At 61.9% G+C, this 15,343-nt stretch carries 14 protein-coding genes; 6 read left to right on the top strand and 8 right to left on the bottom strand.

What is annotated here, in order from left to right; all coding sequences use genetic code 11:
• Positions 1 to 6: 6 nt before the first annotated feature.
• The 8 genes from HBA99_RS20510 to HBA99_RS20545 all read right to left on the bottom strand — a co-directional run bounded on the left by HBA99_RS20510 (position 7) and on the right by HBA99_RS20545 (position 9,072).
• A complete protein-coding gene (locus tag HBA99_RS20510; protein ID WP_070932783.1) occupies positions 7 to 1,830 on the bottom strand; it encodes an SDR family oxidoreductase in 1,824 nt (607 codons plus the stop codon).
• A gap of 15 nt (positions 1,831 to 1,845) precedes the next feature.
• Positions 1,846 to 2,916 (bottom strand): PDR/VanB family oxidoreductase, encoded by a 1,071-nt coding sequence (locus HBA99_RS20515; protein ID WP_070932781.1) that lies wholly within the window; start codon positions 2,914 to 2,916, stop codon positions 1,846 to 1,848.
• A gap of 53 nt (positions 2,917 to 2,969) precedes the next feature.
• Positions 2,970 to 3,854 (bottom strand): metal-dependent hydrolase, encoded by an 885-nt coding sequence (locus tag HBA99_RS20520; protein WP_070932779.1) that lies wholly within the window; start codon positions 3,852 to 3,854, stop codon positions 2,970 to 2,972.
• Positions 3,855 to 3,858: 4 nt separating this feature from the next.
• The gene (locus tag HBA99_RS20525; RefSeq protein ID WP_030096466.1) at positions 3,859 to 4,809 is read right to left on the bottom strand and encodes an SDR family NAD(P)-dependent oxidoreductase; all 951 of its coding nucleotides are present in this window, start codon (positions 4,807 to 4,809) and stop codon (positions 3,859 to 3,861) included.
• A gap of 9 nt (positions 4,810 to 4,818) precedes the next feature.
• The gene (locus HBA99_RS20530) at positions 4,819 to 5,739 is read right to left on the bottom strand and encodes an SDR family NAD(P)-dependent oxidoreductase (RefSeq protein ID WP_070932778.1); all 921 of its coding nucleotides are present in this window, start codon (positions 5,737 to 5,739) and stop codon (positions 4,819 to 4,821) included.
• Positions 5,736 to 7,307 carry a flavin-containing monooxygenase gene (locus HBA99_RS20535; RefSeq protein WP_070932777.1) on the bottom strand — a complete coding sequence of 524 codons (1,572 nt, stop codon included), beginning with the start codon at positions 7,305 to 7,307 and terminating at the stop codon, positions 5,736 to 5,738. The genes HBA99_RS20530 and HBA99_RS20535 overlap by 4 nt, the downstream gene beginning before the upstream one ends.
• 29 nt (positions 7,308 to 7,336) lie before the next feature.
• A complete protein-coding gene (locus HBA99_RS20540) occupies positions 7,337 to 8,191 on the bottom strand; it encodes a metal-dependent hydrolase (protein WP_030096463.1) in 855 nt (284 codons plus the stop codon).
• Between the two features lie 185 nt (positions 8,192 to 8,376).
• Positions 8,377 to 9,072: a TetR/AcrR family transcriptional regulator gene (locus HBA99_RS20545; protein WP_030096462.1), complete on the bottom strand. Its 696-nt coding sequence runs from the start codon at positions 9,070 to 9,072 to the stop codon at positions 8,377 to 8,379.
• 291 nt (positions 9,073 to 9,363) lie between these two features.
• Here HBA99_RS20545 and HBA99_RS20550 point away from each other — a divergent pair, with 291 nt between their 5' ends.
• From HBA99_RS20550 to HBA99_RS20575, 6 genes are all read left to right on the top strand, one after another.
• The gene (locus HBA99_RS20550; RefSeq protein ID WP_070932776.1) at positions 9,364 to 10,023 is read left to right on the top strand and encodes a TetR/AcrR family transcriptional regulator; all 660 of its coding nucleotides are present in this window, start codon (positions 9,364 to 9,366) and stop codon (positions 10,021 to 10,023) included.
• Between the two features lie 349 nt (positions 10,024 to 10,372).
• A complete protein-coding gene (locus HBA99_RS20555) occupies positions 10,373 to 11,335 on the top strand; it encodes an MlaE family ABC transporter permease (protein ID WP_070950623.1) in 963 nt (320 codons plus the stop codon).
• Between the two features lie 2 nt (positions 11,336 to 11,337).
• The gene (locus HBA99_RS20560; protein ID WP_030096459.1) at positions 11,338 to 12,216 is read left to right on the top strand and encodes an ABC transporter permease; all 879 of its coding nucleotides are present in this window, start codon (positions 11,338 to 11,340) and stop codon (positions 12,214 to 12,216) included.
• A gap of 3 nt (positions 12,217 to 12,219) precedes the next feature.
• Positions 12,220 to 13,308 (top strand): MlaD family protein, encoded by a 1,089-nt coding sequence (locus HBA99_RS20565; protein ID WP_070952024.1) that lies wholly within the window; start codon positions 12,220 to 12,222, stop codon positions 13,306 to 13,308.
• A complete protein-coding gene (locus HBA99_RS20570; protein ID WP_046254810.1) occupies positions 13,305 to 14,318 on the top strand; it encodes an MlaD family protein in 1,014 nt (337 codons plus the stop codon). The genes HBA99_RS20565 and HBA99_RS20570 overlap by 4 nt, the downstream gene beginning before the upstream one ends.
• 14 nt (positions 14,319 to 14,332) lie before the next feature.
• A complete protein-coding gene (locus HBA99_RS20575) occupies positions 14,333 to 15,337 on the top strand; it encodes an MCE family protein (protein WP_070933373.1) in 1,005 nt (334 codons plus the stop codon).
• The last annotated feature ends 6 nt before the right edge of the window (positions 15,338 to 15,343 follow it).

Here is a 15,343-nt window from a genome sequence, read left to right on the forward strand (position 1 = left end):
CGCTCTCTACTTCTTGTTGGGCACCAATTTGATGAGGTCGGTCATACCCGCCTTGGATGCGAAGTAGCGGGTAAGACCCGGCGCCAGCCGGTTGTTGAGATACTGCAGCCGGGCCTCGGGCGTCACGGGCACGACCTGCTTGTTCCTACGTACCGCGTTCACGATCTGGCGCGCCACCTTGTCGGGGCCGTAGCGACGCATCGCATAGGCCTTGTCACCGGCCTGTTGCATCCGCGCCTCTTCCTCAGCATCCACACCCGAAATCTTGGTGTTGGCAACAATATTGGTGTGCACCACGCCGGGGCAGATGGTGGTGACACCGATATTGTTGGCGGCGAGGTCGGCGCGCAGGCAGTCCGAGAACATGAACACGGCGGACTTGCTCGTCGAGTATGCGGTGAAGGCCTTCTGTGGGCTGTAGGCAGCCATGCTGGAAAGATTGACGATGTGCCCGCCGAGTCCACGTTCGGCCATCTTCGCGCCAAACGCCCGACTGCCGTTCACCACTCCGAACAGGTTGATCTCGATAACACGGCGGAACTCTTCCGAGGGTGTGTCGAGGAAGCCGCCCGCGGCACCCACTCCGGCGTTGTTTACCAGGACGTCGGGTACACCGTGCCGCTTGACGACCTCCTCCGCGTGCGCGTTGACAGCGTCCTCGTCCGCGACATTGAGCCGGTAGGCGTGCGCCACACCGCCGGCCTCTTCGATGAGCGTGACGGTCTCGTTGGCACCGTCGAGGTTCACGTCCGAGAGCACCACCTCGGCACCCTGTCGGGCGAATTCGAGGGCGGTCTCCCTACCGATACCGCTGCCCCCTCCGGTGATGACCACCAGCTGGTCTTCGAACGGCTTGCGGCTCTTACCCATTTCTGCCCTCCGTAGTGCGCGGTTGGGCTCCTTGCCCGATACCGCGTCGATGAGTTCGACAGCCGCCGTGGCGAGCACATTCGGGTGCGAGAACGGCAGCCAATGGCCACCGTCGACCACTCGCCGCCATGTCCGCTGGTTCCATTTGAGCTCGTCGTCGTAGTTCGACTGGCGCACCGCGGGATCACGGGTGCCGACAATCACCTGGACGGGCACACCGGTGTGGCGGTCCTGTGGGTGCAGCATCGCCGGTAGCGCGTTGGCCCGGTAGACACGCAATGTCCTGGTGATATCGCTCATGAACGTCGGCCCGAGGTGAATTTGCTCGACAGGTGCACCTTCGGCGACGGACAGTCCTGCACGCCAACGGTTTTCGTTCATGGTGAGCTTGAGCAGAACATTGGGGATGACGGGGGTCATGGACCCGAACATGTACAGCAACGAGCCAATCTGCCCGAGGGCAAGCGCCACATTCTTCGGAGTGGGACTGCCGAGTCGCGAGCGCACCCACCGGCTCATGTGATGCGCAGAGGGTCCGGAAACGGAGGTGAACGAGGAGAACCGGTGTTCCAGGTCGGGATTGCAGATGGCTTCCCACATCGCGACACTGCCCCAGTCGTGGCCCAGGACATGCACGGGCTTGTCGGGGCTCACCGCATCCGCGACCGCGACGTAGTCGCTGGCCATCTCGGCGAGCCGGAAGTCACGGAAGCTCTTGGGGTTGGTGCTCTTTCCCGCACCGCGATTGTCAATGGCAACCACCCGGAAGCGGTCCCTGAGCAGCGGCACGACGCCGTCCCAGAGGTGATGCGAATCGGGCCATCCGTGCACCAGCAGTAGGGTTTCCCCATCCGGGTTGCCCTGAATGAAGTACGCGACGTCGATATCCCCGTTGCGCACCACGTGCTCGGTGACGACGTCGTTCGTCACTCCGTCGGCGCGCTCTGTCGTGAGAGTCATCCCATGTCTCCGTTCTTAGATGTCGAGTACCAGTCGCCCGCCGTCGGCACGAGACACACATAAGAGCATCTGGCCTTCGGCGCGCTGAGTTTCGGTCAAGAGGGTGTCGCGATGATCGGGGTTCCCCGCGAGCACCTTGACTTTGCAGGTGCCACAGAAGCCCTGCCTGCACGAGTACGGTGTGCCGGGCCGGGCCGCGAGAACCGCATCCAGTGCACTGTTCTGCGGCCCGACATCCAGCACCGGGCCGCCCCCGCCCAGCTGCACCTGGAATGGCACCCCATTCTCGATCGGCGGAGCCGAGAATCGCTCGAAATGCAGTTCTGCGCCCGGGTACTCGGCGACCGCATCGCGAATCACCTTCAGCATGGGCCCGGGCCCGCAGCAATACACCGCCAGATCGGGATGCAATGGCGGCAGCAGATCGGCTGCCGTCGGCATCCCGTCCTCGTCGTCGGTACGGACGGTGATCCGCTCGCCGTATCGGGCCAGCTCATCGCGGAACGGTATGGACTCCTTACTGCGCCCGGCGTAGGTCATCGTCCAGGGGAGCCCACGCTCTGTGGCGACCGCCAGCATGGGCAGAATCGGTGTGATGCCGATGCCGCCGGCCACGAAATGGAACTGGCGGACCCCGGCGTTCAGGTGACCGGTAGTGGCCAGCGGGAAGGCGTTTCGCGGCCCTTTGACGCCGAGCACGTCTCCGACACGCACCGCGTCGTGCAGCTCGATGGATCCCCCTTTGCCTTCGGGTATGCGCCTGACCGCTATCCGGTACCGGTACCGGTCGCGCGGGTCACCGCACAACGAGTACTGACGCACAGCCCCCGACGGCAAGGTGACATCCAGGTGTGCGCCCGGTCGCCACTTCGGCAGTTCTCCTCCACCCACGGCGGCCAGCGTGAAAGCCACCACGTCCTGGTCGGCAGCGACTACCGAACGTTCCCGGACAACCAGATTCAGTGAGCGGTCCACCCATGTGGGTGGACGCACGGGCCCCAGCAACGGGCTCAGCCGCAGCACGGCGGGCAGTGTCTTGCCCAACGCCGCGACGGCCGTCGGCCCCACCACGTCAAGAACTTTCATACCCCAGCCGAGTGGGTGACGGCCCGTCTGAGCCGCCATCGGGTACGTCCGGGTCATGCCGCGGTCGCGGATTTGGCCGCCGGCGACTTGGCCAGATAGGCAACCGCCTGCGCGGTATCCCCGATGGATTCCGGGGTGAATCCGGGCCGCAGGAAACTTCGGAAGCCCTCCCCCAAGACACTCCACTTCAAGGTGACGCCCCGCTTCATCGCCTTGTTGGTTTCACGAGTCCAGCGCGCCAGACTCATCTTCGGTACATCCGGGTCGGCGCGCGCGAGCAGCCAACTGAGAAAAATGAGACCAAATGGGATGGTCGCGCAGGAGCCGATGAAATACACCATCATGCGTGTCCGTCCAACCCCTAAGTGCCGAGCAAGATCCCACGCGACACTGCGGTGCTCGACCTCCTCGGCACCGTGCCAGCGGAACATGTCCGTGATGACCGGATCGGAACCGTACTTTTCGAAGTCATGGTTGAGCAGCCAGTCTCCGGCGGTGGCGGTGAGATGCTCCAGGCCCGCGATAATCGCCACACCTTCGACCATCGCCCGGTATTGCGCCTTCGGTGGGAGCCGGTCCGTCTGCCGTTTGAAAATGGCGAGCATCCGGTCGGTCAGATCGTGCAGCGGCCGCGCGTCGATGCCATGCTGACCGAAGTACTCCAGCAGCGCCTTGTCGTGGGTATCGGAATGCAACTGCTCCTGGCCGATGAAGCCGATGACGTCCTCGCGCAGCTTCTCGTCCTTGATGTGTGGCAGCGCTCGGCCGAATACCTCGACAAAGAACAACTCACCGGCGGGCAGCATGAAATTGAGCGCCGACAGCGCGTGTGAGGCCACCGGCTCATCCGGGATCCATTGCAACGGGGAGTTCGAGAAGTCGAACGTGACGTTGCGAGCATGCAGCGCCACATCGCCGATGTCTGATGTGTCGTTCATCTATCTACCTCCGTGCTGCCGTGGGCTTTCGAGCCTCCTCGACGCCACCTTGGCGCGGAAGCAGATTCAGATCATCCAGCTTGTCCAGCGCCCAGGCTCCCCATCGCTCGGCTCGCTCGATCGAGAATGCCTGGGTGGTACGACGGTTGATTCCCGGCGCCAGTCGGCCCAGGACGTACCCGAGCCATGCCTCGGTGCGCACCGGCACCACCGCAAGGTCGTACTTCACCGCGCGCAGGACGGCGCGCGCCACCAGGTCGGGGCTCATCGGGGAAAACGGCAGGCCGGCCGCGAACTCCTGCACCCGGAGCATGATTTCCTTACCCCGATCGACCATGGCTTGGTCCACGCCCACAGTTATTCCGTTGATCCCGATATTGGTGTTGATGAATCCTGGGCAAATTGCGCTGACACCAACACCTTTCGGACCAAGTTCCAGGCGAAGACATTCGGTGAGCATCTTCACCCCTGCCTTGGACACCGAGTACGGAGCCATCACCGGCGTCGGCGTGAACGCCGCTGCCGAGGCGATGTTGACGATATGCCCGCTGCCGCGCTCAACCATCTGCTCACCGAAGACCCGGCACCCATGCACCACGCCCATGAGGTTCACCGAGAGCAACCGGTCCCAGTCGGCCGGACTGAGTTTCAGAAATGCCCCGCCCAAGGCGATTCCAGCGTTGTTCACCAGCACGTCGGCTACGCCATGGTCGGCGAGTACGTCCCGCGCGAAGGTCTCCCACTGAACCGGATCGGTAACGTCCAATTGCACCGCCGATGCCGTGTTGCCGTCGGCGCGGATCATGGCCGTGGTGGCTTGAGCAGAGTCAAGATCCATATCGGAAACGACCACGTGGGCACCGTGTTTGGCGAATCGAATGGCGGTGGCCCGGCCGATGCCGCTGCCTGCACCGGTCACCACCACCAGCTGGGGCTCGAGTTTGTTGAGTTTCACCTTGGTCTCCTACCGCACGCTCTCGACAAGAATCGGAGCCTGACGCTCAGTGTGTTTGGCCGCCGCACGCTCACCCAGACGCTCGAATCTGTCGATACCGAACGGAGCCATCAGCCGCCTGTTCAGGGCTGGGAACGCCCGCGACAGGAAGTACCCCAACCACGATTCGAGCTTGACCGGAACCACCACGAGATCCAGACGGACCGCACGGGTCACGGCCCGCGCGACGAGGTTGGGGCTCATCGGCGCCCACGGCAGCTTCTCCGTGACGTCGCGCATTCTCTGCATGCTGCGCTGGCTTGCATCAACGATTTCCTGGTCGACGCCGACCATGGTGCCGTGCAGACCGATATTGGTGTTGATGAATCCGGGGCACACGGCGCTCACGCCAACACCCTTGGGTCCCAATTCAAGCCGCAGGCATTCGGTGAGCATCTTCACCCCTGCCTTGGACACCGAATATGGTGCCATCACCGCGGTCGGCGTGTACGACGCCGCCGAGGCAATGTTGACGATGTGGCCTCCCCCACGCGCGACCATCTGCTCACCGAAGACCCGGCATCCGTGCACCACCCCCATCAGATTCACGGACAACTGCTTATCCCAGTCCGCGGCGCTCAGCTTCAGGAATGGGCCGCTGACCACAATTCCAGCGTTGTTCACCAGCACATCCGCCACGCCATGTTCGATGGACACATAGCGGGCAACATCCTCCCAGTGGGCGGGATCGGTGACATCGAGCTGCACAGCCGATGCGTTGCGCCCCTCCACGTGGATCAGATCCACTGTCTCATTGGCGGTGTCCAGATCCAGATCGGTAACCACCACGTAAGCACCGCGTTTGGCGAATCGGATGGCGGTCGCTCGTCCAATACCGCTCCCCGCACCGGTCACCACCACCAACCGGGGTTCCAGCGGATTGTTTCTCATGCACTCTCACCGACGGTCGATGCCACGATCTCGGGAACCACAGCGCCCGTTGAGTAGCGATATACGTCGAGGTTGTAATGCCGGTTTTGCCAGTACATCTCGCCGTGCGTCGTCGGCCGGAATGGCGAGTCACCATTCTGATCCAGGTAGTACGTATTCGAACCGGCGCACACATCGGTGAACAGGAAATTCTTCTCCTGCCGCTTCAGGCACTTCTGGAAGTACTCGTCGTGGGCCTCCTGCCGGATCTCGCAGACGGTGGCTCCGCGGCGCTTGGTCTCGGCGATGGCCCGCGCCAAGTGCGCCGATGTCGCCTCGATCATCCACAGGTAGGACCCCAGGACAAATCCATACGGCCCGGTGATGGAGAACATATTGGGGTACCCGGGCACTGAAACCCCTTGGTAGGACTGGAAACGGTGCTTGTCCCAGAAGTCGCCGAGATTCCGTCCGTGGCGCCCGAGAACAGGGAATGGTGGCACAGAACCCTTGTCCCACAGCTTGAATCCCGTCGCGCAGATCAGCACGTCGACGTCGTGCTCAACCCCGTCCACCGTACGCACTCCGGTGGGCGTCACGCATTCGATCGATTCGGTGACCAAACTGACGTCATTCCGGTTGAACGTCTTGAGGTACTCATTGGACATCGACGGGCGCTTGCAACCCAACCCATACTGGGGGATCAACTTCTCCCTGATGACGGGATCATGGACCTGCTCGCGCATCCAGCGGCGCATCGGCGCCTCGCCGGCACGGCGAACCGCGTTGATCAGCCAGGGCGGGCCGGCCACCTGACCGCTCATCGCAAGCTCGATGCCGACGGTCGCCACCGATCGGATGGCAGAACGAATCCGCCTATTTCCCAGCACTCTCCGCCCAAGAGAGCCGATTTCGAGATCGAACTTCGGCCCCACCCAGATTGGTGTGCGCTGGAAGACCGTGAGATGGCTGGTGTGGTCGACGATGGCCGGAACCAACTGCAAGGAGGTCGCCCCGGTCCCTATCACCGCGACACGCTTACCCTCAAGCGCCACGTCGTGATCCCACAGGGCGGTATGCAGGAGCGTTCCGGCGAAGTCATCGACTCCCGGGATGTCGGGCATCTTCGGGCGTTCCAGGCCACCGACCGCCATCACGCAGTATCTGGCGGTAATTTCCTTTCCGCCGTCAGTAGTCAATCTCCACAAGCTGTTTCGCTCATCAAACTCCGCGCGGATGATGCTTGTCCCTAATCGCAGCTTCTCGCGCAGTCCGTACTTGTCCACCATGAAATCGGCGTAGTGCTGTAACTCGTCCCCCGGCGCGAACAGACGCGACCAATCGCCACGTTGTTCATAGGAGAAGCTGTACACCACTGACGGGATGTCAACTGCGACCCCGGGATAGGTGTTCGCATGCCAGGTGCCACCCACCTGGTCCCATTTGTCGATGACGACGAAATCGTGGATACCTTTGCGTTGCAACGCAATGCCGGTCCCGATTCCACCGAATCCGGCCCCGATCACCGCTACCTCGTGATCGGGTTGTGTCAGTTCGGCCGTCGTTGAATGCCGTGCGGCAGTGCTCACCGTTCGCGTCTCCTTTGACGTGTCGCGGGCTACTTGAGATGGTCGACGAGAATGCCCTTGGTGCCGAAAAGCTCTTTCTGCCAACGATCCAGCAGTTCATCGGTGTTGATGTCGTCGGGATGAAAGCCCGGTCGCAGATACTTGCGGACGTCTCCCAAAATTCCCTTGAACAAGGGCCCGCCGAAAAGTCCCCGCGCTTCTTTCAGCAGTCGGAGCGGTTGACGCCGCGCGACCGGATCGGACAGCAGCGATCCCGCCAGGATGCCGAGCGTCAGCGGCGGGACGATGGTCATCGCGGCCAGCGTGAGCCCGATCCTCATTGTCTCAGTACCGCCAACCGCGCGATACACATCGAACGCCACCGACTTGTGTTCCAGTTCCTCCAAAGCGTGCCAGTTCAGCAGATGCCAGACCTCGGGATCACCCGGAATGGCCTGTACCTCATCACTGCCCAGCAGCCGCTCGGCGAGGATCGCGGTCATGTGTTCGGCCATGGCCGTGAACGCCAGATGCGCGTGGGCGGGGAGCATGTTCTCGAACCTGATCAACCGGTCAACCTGCTTCTGCGAATCCCACCACGCGATGGGATAGCCCATTTCGACCAGCTTCTCGTTGACCCGGCGATGCTCCTGCCCGTGCACCGACTCCTGCCCGATGAATCCCGCGACACGCTTCTTGAGCACTGGATCGGTGATCTGGTCAGAGAACTTGCGCACCGAACGGATGAATCCCTCTTCCCCGGGCGGGAAGCCCCCGGAAAGTCCCGCGACGAAGTGGCTGTAGACGATGTCATCTTCCACGAAGTACTTGTGGGCATTGCCGTCATCGCCGAACCGAAATCTGATCCGCCGAGTCTTGGGGTACGCCGCAGCTGGGCTCACCATGTCATCACTCCCTTGTGACGGTAAGTTACTAGTACTCAAAGTACTACCTGGAGTACACCATAAGACGGCGGCGGCATGGGACGCAATACACCGCGGCAGATGAAATAGGCGCAACACAGCGCTGGGCCGATCAGCGATAGGCGCAGCGCGAGAAGAGAAGAAGCGCCCTGGAACAGCGCTGGAAGCTATTCGGCAGGTACGAGGACGGGTTCGTCCGGATTCAGCTCGACGCCACGGGCCTTGGCCGATGCCGCGAGCCCACCCCACACGTAAACCACCAGCTCGTCGACAAGGGTTTCCTTGCTGATGACCGGCTCATCGAACCAGCGCAGTACGGCAATACCGGTGGAGGCCAGCATCGCGTCGATCACGTACTCGATGTGGTCGGCGTTGCCGCCGCGGGAGCTGAAGACCGAGCCCACCAGCTGGGCAATGGCATCGGACAACGGGCGGCCACTCTCGATGAGCGATGTCGCATTCGCGTACTGAACGCTCAGCAGAAACCGCACCAGGTTGGGCCGCTCATCGACGAGGTCGACATAGCCGGCCAACCCGGAGCGGAAAAGTTCGAGCAGACTGACGGACAGGTCGATGTTCGAGACCAATCGCTCGACAACCAATTCCTGAACGCGCATCGCCACCGCGGCGAAGAGGGCTTCCTTGTCGGTGAAGAAGCGATATAGCTTGGGCCGGGAAATCCCGGCCGATTTCAGGACGTCGTCGATCGAGAGGTCGGGACCGAGTTCGTCGATCGCGTTCAGGGTGGCTTCGACCAATTCCGCGCGAACCTTCGCACGGTGCTCACGCCACCGGTCGACGCGCGCATCACCGGTCAGCTCAGGAAGGCCGCGATCGGGATACACCTGCGTTGACACGCCCACATCGTAGACCGAATAGCTGGGCGTTCGAGGCGCATAGGACCACGTAGGAGGACCGATCTTCGCCATGGCAGATCGTGACCAACGCCCCTCGGCAGACCACCAGCAAATAATGCGGTTACCGCGATGAGATCGTGCGCCCTAGATTAAGGTATGGACCATCTCTACCCCACCTCGGTATATTTATCCGACATAGAGTTCAGCTAATGAAGCTGGTTGTGACCGCGCCCGAATGCGAGGCGGCAAGTTAGTGCATTTACCAAAATATTTGCCAGGAGTGGTTACTGTGTTCGCGTGGCCAGCACCAACGGAGACCGGCGAGGACCGGGCCGCCCGCCGAACCCACAGCGTGCACGCGAACGCCAGCGCACCCTGACCGAGGCGGCCGCACTGGAGTTCGCCGAGAAGGGCTACCACAAGGCCAGCATCACCGACATCACCCAGCGCGCGGGCGTTGGCCGGGGCACGTTTTATCTGTATTTCGATACCAAACGCGATGCGCTGGACGCGGTGATCGACAGTTACTTCCAGAGAACACTCGCCGCGGTGAATGACACCAGCGACCTGTCGGGCAAGGCGGGCGACTTTGAACAGCATCTGCGCACGGTCTTCACCCGCCTGTTCGACATGCTGGACAACAGCCCCGAGATCATGCAGGTCATCCTGCGTGAGGGCTTGCTCGACTCGGCGATGACCAAACGCATGTTCGGCATCCTCGACCTCATCGAGTCCGTCAACATCACCATCATCGAGCAGGCCCGCGCCGACGGCACCATCACCTCGGCCATCGATGCCGCCTTCCTGGCGCATGCCATCACCGGGTTGTCGATGGCGGCCACCCTCAAGGCGGTCCGAGGCGAGCTCGCGGGCGATGCGCGCGAGACATACATCGACTCGTTTATCGAGCTGGTGCGGTCGATCACGACCGTTCCCCCCGCACTCGCAAATTCTTGACAATTCGCGTCCCAAGATCTGGAACCTCAGCTAGCCTCTGCTCTAGCCAATAAACTGACCACTGAACCAGTGAATTGCTAGAGGACCGGGTCGGGGGACCTCCGACAGCCTCGTCATGACTGCGCCCTAACCGGGACGCAGGCCACGCCCGCGTGTGCGGGCACACGCTACGACCTGACGATCGCGGCAACCCTGCGCTTGACATGGATCATGACCTACACCACACTAAGCCACCGACTGTGATGTGGAGTACTAGATACCCGCTGTTACACAGTTGTCCATTAGGCGGGCTGTTCGTCCAGGTCGGGCCCGAAATGAGAAGCCAAAGGAGCCACTGTTGAACTCAGCCGTGAGTCAAGTAGTGGCCGAGACGCGGGCAGAGTCCGCTCCGGTGGACTGGTTCGAAGACTCCGATGGTGACTCCGACAGCAAATCGCACGTGGACGGCGGGCCTGATTCTCCCTCCGGCGGAGCGTTCCAGCTACTCAATCGGGCCCCTGGAATCGTCCGGCGCCCGGCTGAATATGTGATCTCCCAGACCGATTCGATGCTGAAAACGCTCGGACGTTATGTCGATCTGGTGGCGCAATCATTCGCGTTTCTCATCAGCGACATCGTCCGGCTACGCCATCCGTGGCAGGACACCGTGATCCAGTCCTGGTTCATCCTGACGGTCACGGTCGTTCCGGCGATCCTGGTGTCCATCCCGTTCGGTGTGATCGTCGCCGTTCAGGCCGGCAGCATCATCTCGCAGGTCGGCGCCTCGTCTATCTCTGGCGCGGCCGGCGGCCTGGGCGTGATCCAGCAGGGCGCACCCATCGTCGCCGCCCTCCTCCTGGGTGGAGCGGCAGGGTCGGCCGTCGCCACCGATCTCGGTGCCAGAAGCATCCGGGAAGAGGTCGACGCCATGCGGGTCATGGGTGTCAATCCCGTTCAGCGCCTGGTAACCCCGCGACTGGCGGCGATTCTCTTCGTGTCACCGCTGTTGTGCATCTTCATCATTTTCGTGGGTATCTTCGCCGGCTACCTGGTCAACGTGGGTTTTCAAGGCGGCACGCCCGGCAGCTACCTGTCTTCGTTCGCCGCGTTCGCCAACGTCAACGATGTCACCGTCGCGGTTCTCAAGACCTGGCTGTTCGGTGTCGTGGTCATCCTCGTGGCCTGCCAGCGCGGTCTGGAGGCCAAGGGCGGCGCACGAGGTGTTGCCGATGCCGTCAACGCCACCGTGGTGATCGGCGTGGTCACCGTCATGGTGCTCAACACCGTGATCACCCAGATCGTGGCGATGTTCATGCCGTCGAAGGTGGGCTGAGAATGGCGACTTCACGTCCGGCCCGGTACTTCCCCGACGAACTTCCCGCAGCCGCCAGGTCGATCTGGAACTTCACCAAGGGGGCAGGCGGCTCCGCCGAACATCTCGGTCACCAAATCACGTTCGTCGGCCTGGTGCTGGCCGCAATACCGCAGACCCTCAAGCGTTATCGGCGACAGACCGGTGTCCTGCTCGTCGATATGACCTGGGGCAACGGCTCGATCATCGTCGGCGGCGGGGTCATTGGCGTACTTGTCTTCATGGGCATCGCGGTGGGCGCATCTGTTGGGATCGTTGGCTTTTCGACCCTGGACATGGTGGGCATGGGATCTCTCACCGGATTCATCTCCGCCTACGTGAACACCCGCGAAATGGCACCGATGATCGCCGCCATCGGATTCGCCGCACAGGCCGGATGCCGGATGACCGCCGAGATCGGGGCCATGCGTATTTCCGAGGAGATCGACGCGCTGGAAGCTCAGGGCATCAGGTCCATTCCATTCGTGGTCACCACCCGCGTGATCGCGGGCGTCATCATCATCGTCCCGCTGTATGTATTGACCCTGCTGCTGGCCTACGGCTCCTGTGCCTTCATGGTGTTCTTCGTCCACAACCAGTCACAGGGCGTGTACAAGCATTACTTCGACTCATTCGTCCATCCGATAGACGTGCTTTATTCGGTGATCAAGGCCGTGGTGTTCGTCGTCATCATCATCGCGATCCAGTGCTATCAGGGCTATTACGCCGGCGGTGGTCCCGAGGGCGTTGGGATGGCCTCGGGTCGCGCCATCCGGGCCTCCCTGGTCGCGATCGTCCTTTTCGACATGCTCCTCACGTTGCTCTTCTGGGGCAACAATCCTGGAATTCAGATATCGGGGTAATGGGTGGCCATCTATAAAGATCCGAGCGGACGGGCCGCAGGCCCCGGGGCGCTCAAGTTACGCGGGCTTGCCCTGGCACTGGTGGTTGCCGCGGGTAGCTACTCGCTGTATCAGTCCGGAATCGGCAGCTACGGGCAACCATTCGAGCTCACGCTCATCACCAACACCATCGGCGAGGGCATGGGCCCCGGCGGCGAGGTGAAGTACCGCGGTTACAACATCGGGCAGGTCAAGTCACTGCAGACCACCGGATACAACAAACAACGGATGACCGTGATCCTCGACGGCCGACAGGCCAAGGCGCTCACGTCAGATACCAAGGCGCAGTTCACTTCATCGAACATCTTCGGCACTGCCGCCGTCGAACTCGTCAGCAGCGGCGTCGGCGAACCGCTGAAACCCGGGGGCGTGCTCGAGGTCAGCAGCGATGTCCAGGCCGCGTCCATCACCGGATTCCTCCGGATGGGTCAGCGGCTGGGCGCGATCCTGGACACCCGCGAATTCAATGCGATCATCGCGACGTTCGAGCGCAATGCCGATCTGACAGGTCCGGTCGTGAAGTCATTCTGGGACTTGTTCGCGATGATCGCCGATACCCAGAAGGTGCCCTTCTCCAAAACACTGGATGTGATGGCCTCACTGATCGAAGGGACCAACGACTTCGTCCCCGTGATCGGATCTACCAACAAATTGCTGGACAGCCTCAACTTCATGGTGGGTCCGGGCAACACCGAGCGGGCGACCGCCGCACTCGACTCCCTGTCGGATGTGCTGAAAGTGGCAGGCGACGGACTGCACACGAACAACGACTGGCTCGTTCCGCTGATTCGATCGATCATGGATCTCGCTGTCCCCTATACCTATTTCCTGGGCAGCCTGGCCCCGGCGTACGACCGGCTCAACGGCCTGTTCGATCGCACCACTGCCGCATTCCCCGTCGACAACGGCAAGGTGCGCCTGAACGTGCAGCTGATCATGGATACCGCCCCCGGGCTCGGCGCGGCATTGCCGGTGGTGCCTGAGGGGCAGGCCGCCAACGCGGCCGCCCCTGTTGGCCCTGCCCCCGGACCGTCGGCTGGAGGGCAACGATGAAACGGATTGCGCTTCTCATGACGGGCCTCACCGCGATTCTCGCGGTGGCAGTGGTGCTGACTCTGATCATCGTGAATGCCCTGCGCACCCCGGTAAACGGTCCGGTCCGCCGCTTCGACGCGCTGTTCACCGATGCCTCCGGGCTCATCATCGGCAACGATGTGCGCATCTCCGGCGTACAGGTCGGCAAGGTCGAAAAGATTCATCTGGACGGCAAGAACGCACGGGTCACGTTCAACGTGCTGACGGATCATCCGCTCTACCAGAACACCACGGTGGCAATCCGGTACCAATCCCTGGTGGGTCAGCGGTACGTCGAGATCGCGCAAGCGCCGACACCGAGCGCACCGCTGGCGGCCGGAGCCACGATACCGCTCGGCCAGACCATTCCCTCCTTCGATATTGCCAAGCTGTTCAATGGTTTTCGCCCCATATTCGAAACACTTGACCCCGCCCAGTTCAATCGGCTGACCGAGAACATCCTGCAACTCATCCAGGGCGACCAGCGGGGCATCGGGCCGATCCTGCGGGATATCGATGCCGTGCTTAAGCTTTCGGTCGATCGCCAGGCCGCTCTACAGGCCATCATCACTAATCTGGGTGATGTCTCCAAGGAACTGGGCGGCACCTCAGATCAACTGTTCTATTTGATCAACGACCTCAACGATGTGCTGGCACCGTTCGAGAAGCAGGCCGACGAGTTCAACAGAGCGGGCGCGGACGCACTGCCGGTGCTGCGCAGATCCGTCAGCATGCTGCGGTACATCGAGAACACGGTGGATGGCGCACAGTTGCCCTTGTACGACGTGGCCAGCCGCACCACGCCGGGGACACCGACCATCATGGCCGGGCTATCGCTGATACCAGACTTGGTACAGGGCATGCGTGACGCCTTGATCGAGGAGAAAACAGCGCCCCCCACCGCATTCGAGTGCAAGAACGGGATCGTCAAAATGCCCGGTATCGGTGAAGTGTCCTTCGCCAACCAGGATCTGGTGGTGTGTAAGTGAGCTTCTTCAAAAAGATCTTCGCTCGAAACAATCCGATCCTCGACGAGCACGAGGCAGCCAAGCGTAATCGCCGTAATGGGCTAATCGGGGTCCTGGTCATCGCCTCGGTGCTGGCCGCAACGGGCGTCGCCTTCGTCAACACCAGCGGCATGAAGACCTACGCACTGCATCTGCGGGCTTCCGGAGGGCTGCGTGCCGGCGACGACGTGCGCATCGCCGGGATTTCGGTGGGCAAGGTATCGACCGTCAGCATCGATAAATCGCTGGTAAAGGCCGTCTTTACGGTGGATCACTCGGTCCCGGTCGGATCCGAGTCCCGTGCCGACATTCGCATGCTCACTCCACTGGGCGGGCACTATCTGGCCCTCTACCCTGAAGGCAGCACGCCGCTGGGCAACACACCCATTCCGCCCGAGCGCACCAGTGTCCCCTTCGAGATCAACGAGTTGTTCCAGAAATTCACACCCGTGGTGAAGAAGGTGGACGCCAAGGTCATCCACGATAGCCTGATGGAAGTCGCGAACGCAGTCGACAAGTACCCCAATGGTTTACGCGACTTCTTTCAGTCATCACAAGCACTCATCAAAGCGCTTGAGCCCACTACCGAGGATTTTCACGCCACGCTGAACTACGCCAATGAGTATCTGCGGGCCTTCAAGACGGGCAAGGAACAACTCGCCACGATCGTCACCATGCTGTCCAAACTCGGTGCCAAATACGGCAAGTCGACGACTGACCTGATCGAGGTGTTCGTACTGCTGAGGGACCTCATCCGGCTCCTCAATCGGTTCTTCACGGCGTACGCACGCGATTACGAGCCCATGCTCAACGGCCTCGACGACATCGTCGACACTCTCACCAAATACCCCGAGAAGCTCGGCAAGGCCGCCGAACAGTGGGGCCAACTCGTGGGGATTGTCCTGCCCATGCTCAGCGGCAACGGCATCACCATCAACGAGAACGACCGGGTGATCCCCGGGCAAGACGTCTGCCTACCGCACTTCTTCAGGTTCTGTTGAGGCCCT

The sequence above is a fragment of the Mycobacteroides chelonae genome (assembly GCF_016767715.1).
Classification (GTDB): Bacteria; Actinomycetota; Actinomycetes; order Mycobacteriales; family Mycobacteriaceae; genus Mycobacterium; species Mycobacterium gwanakae.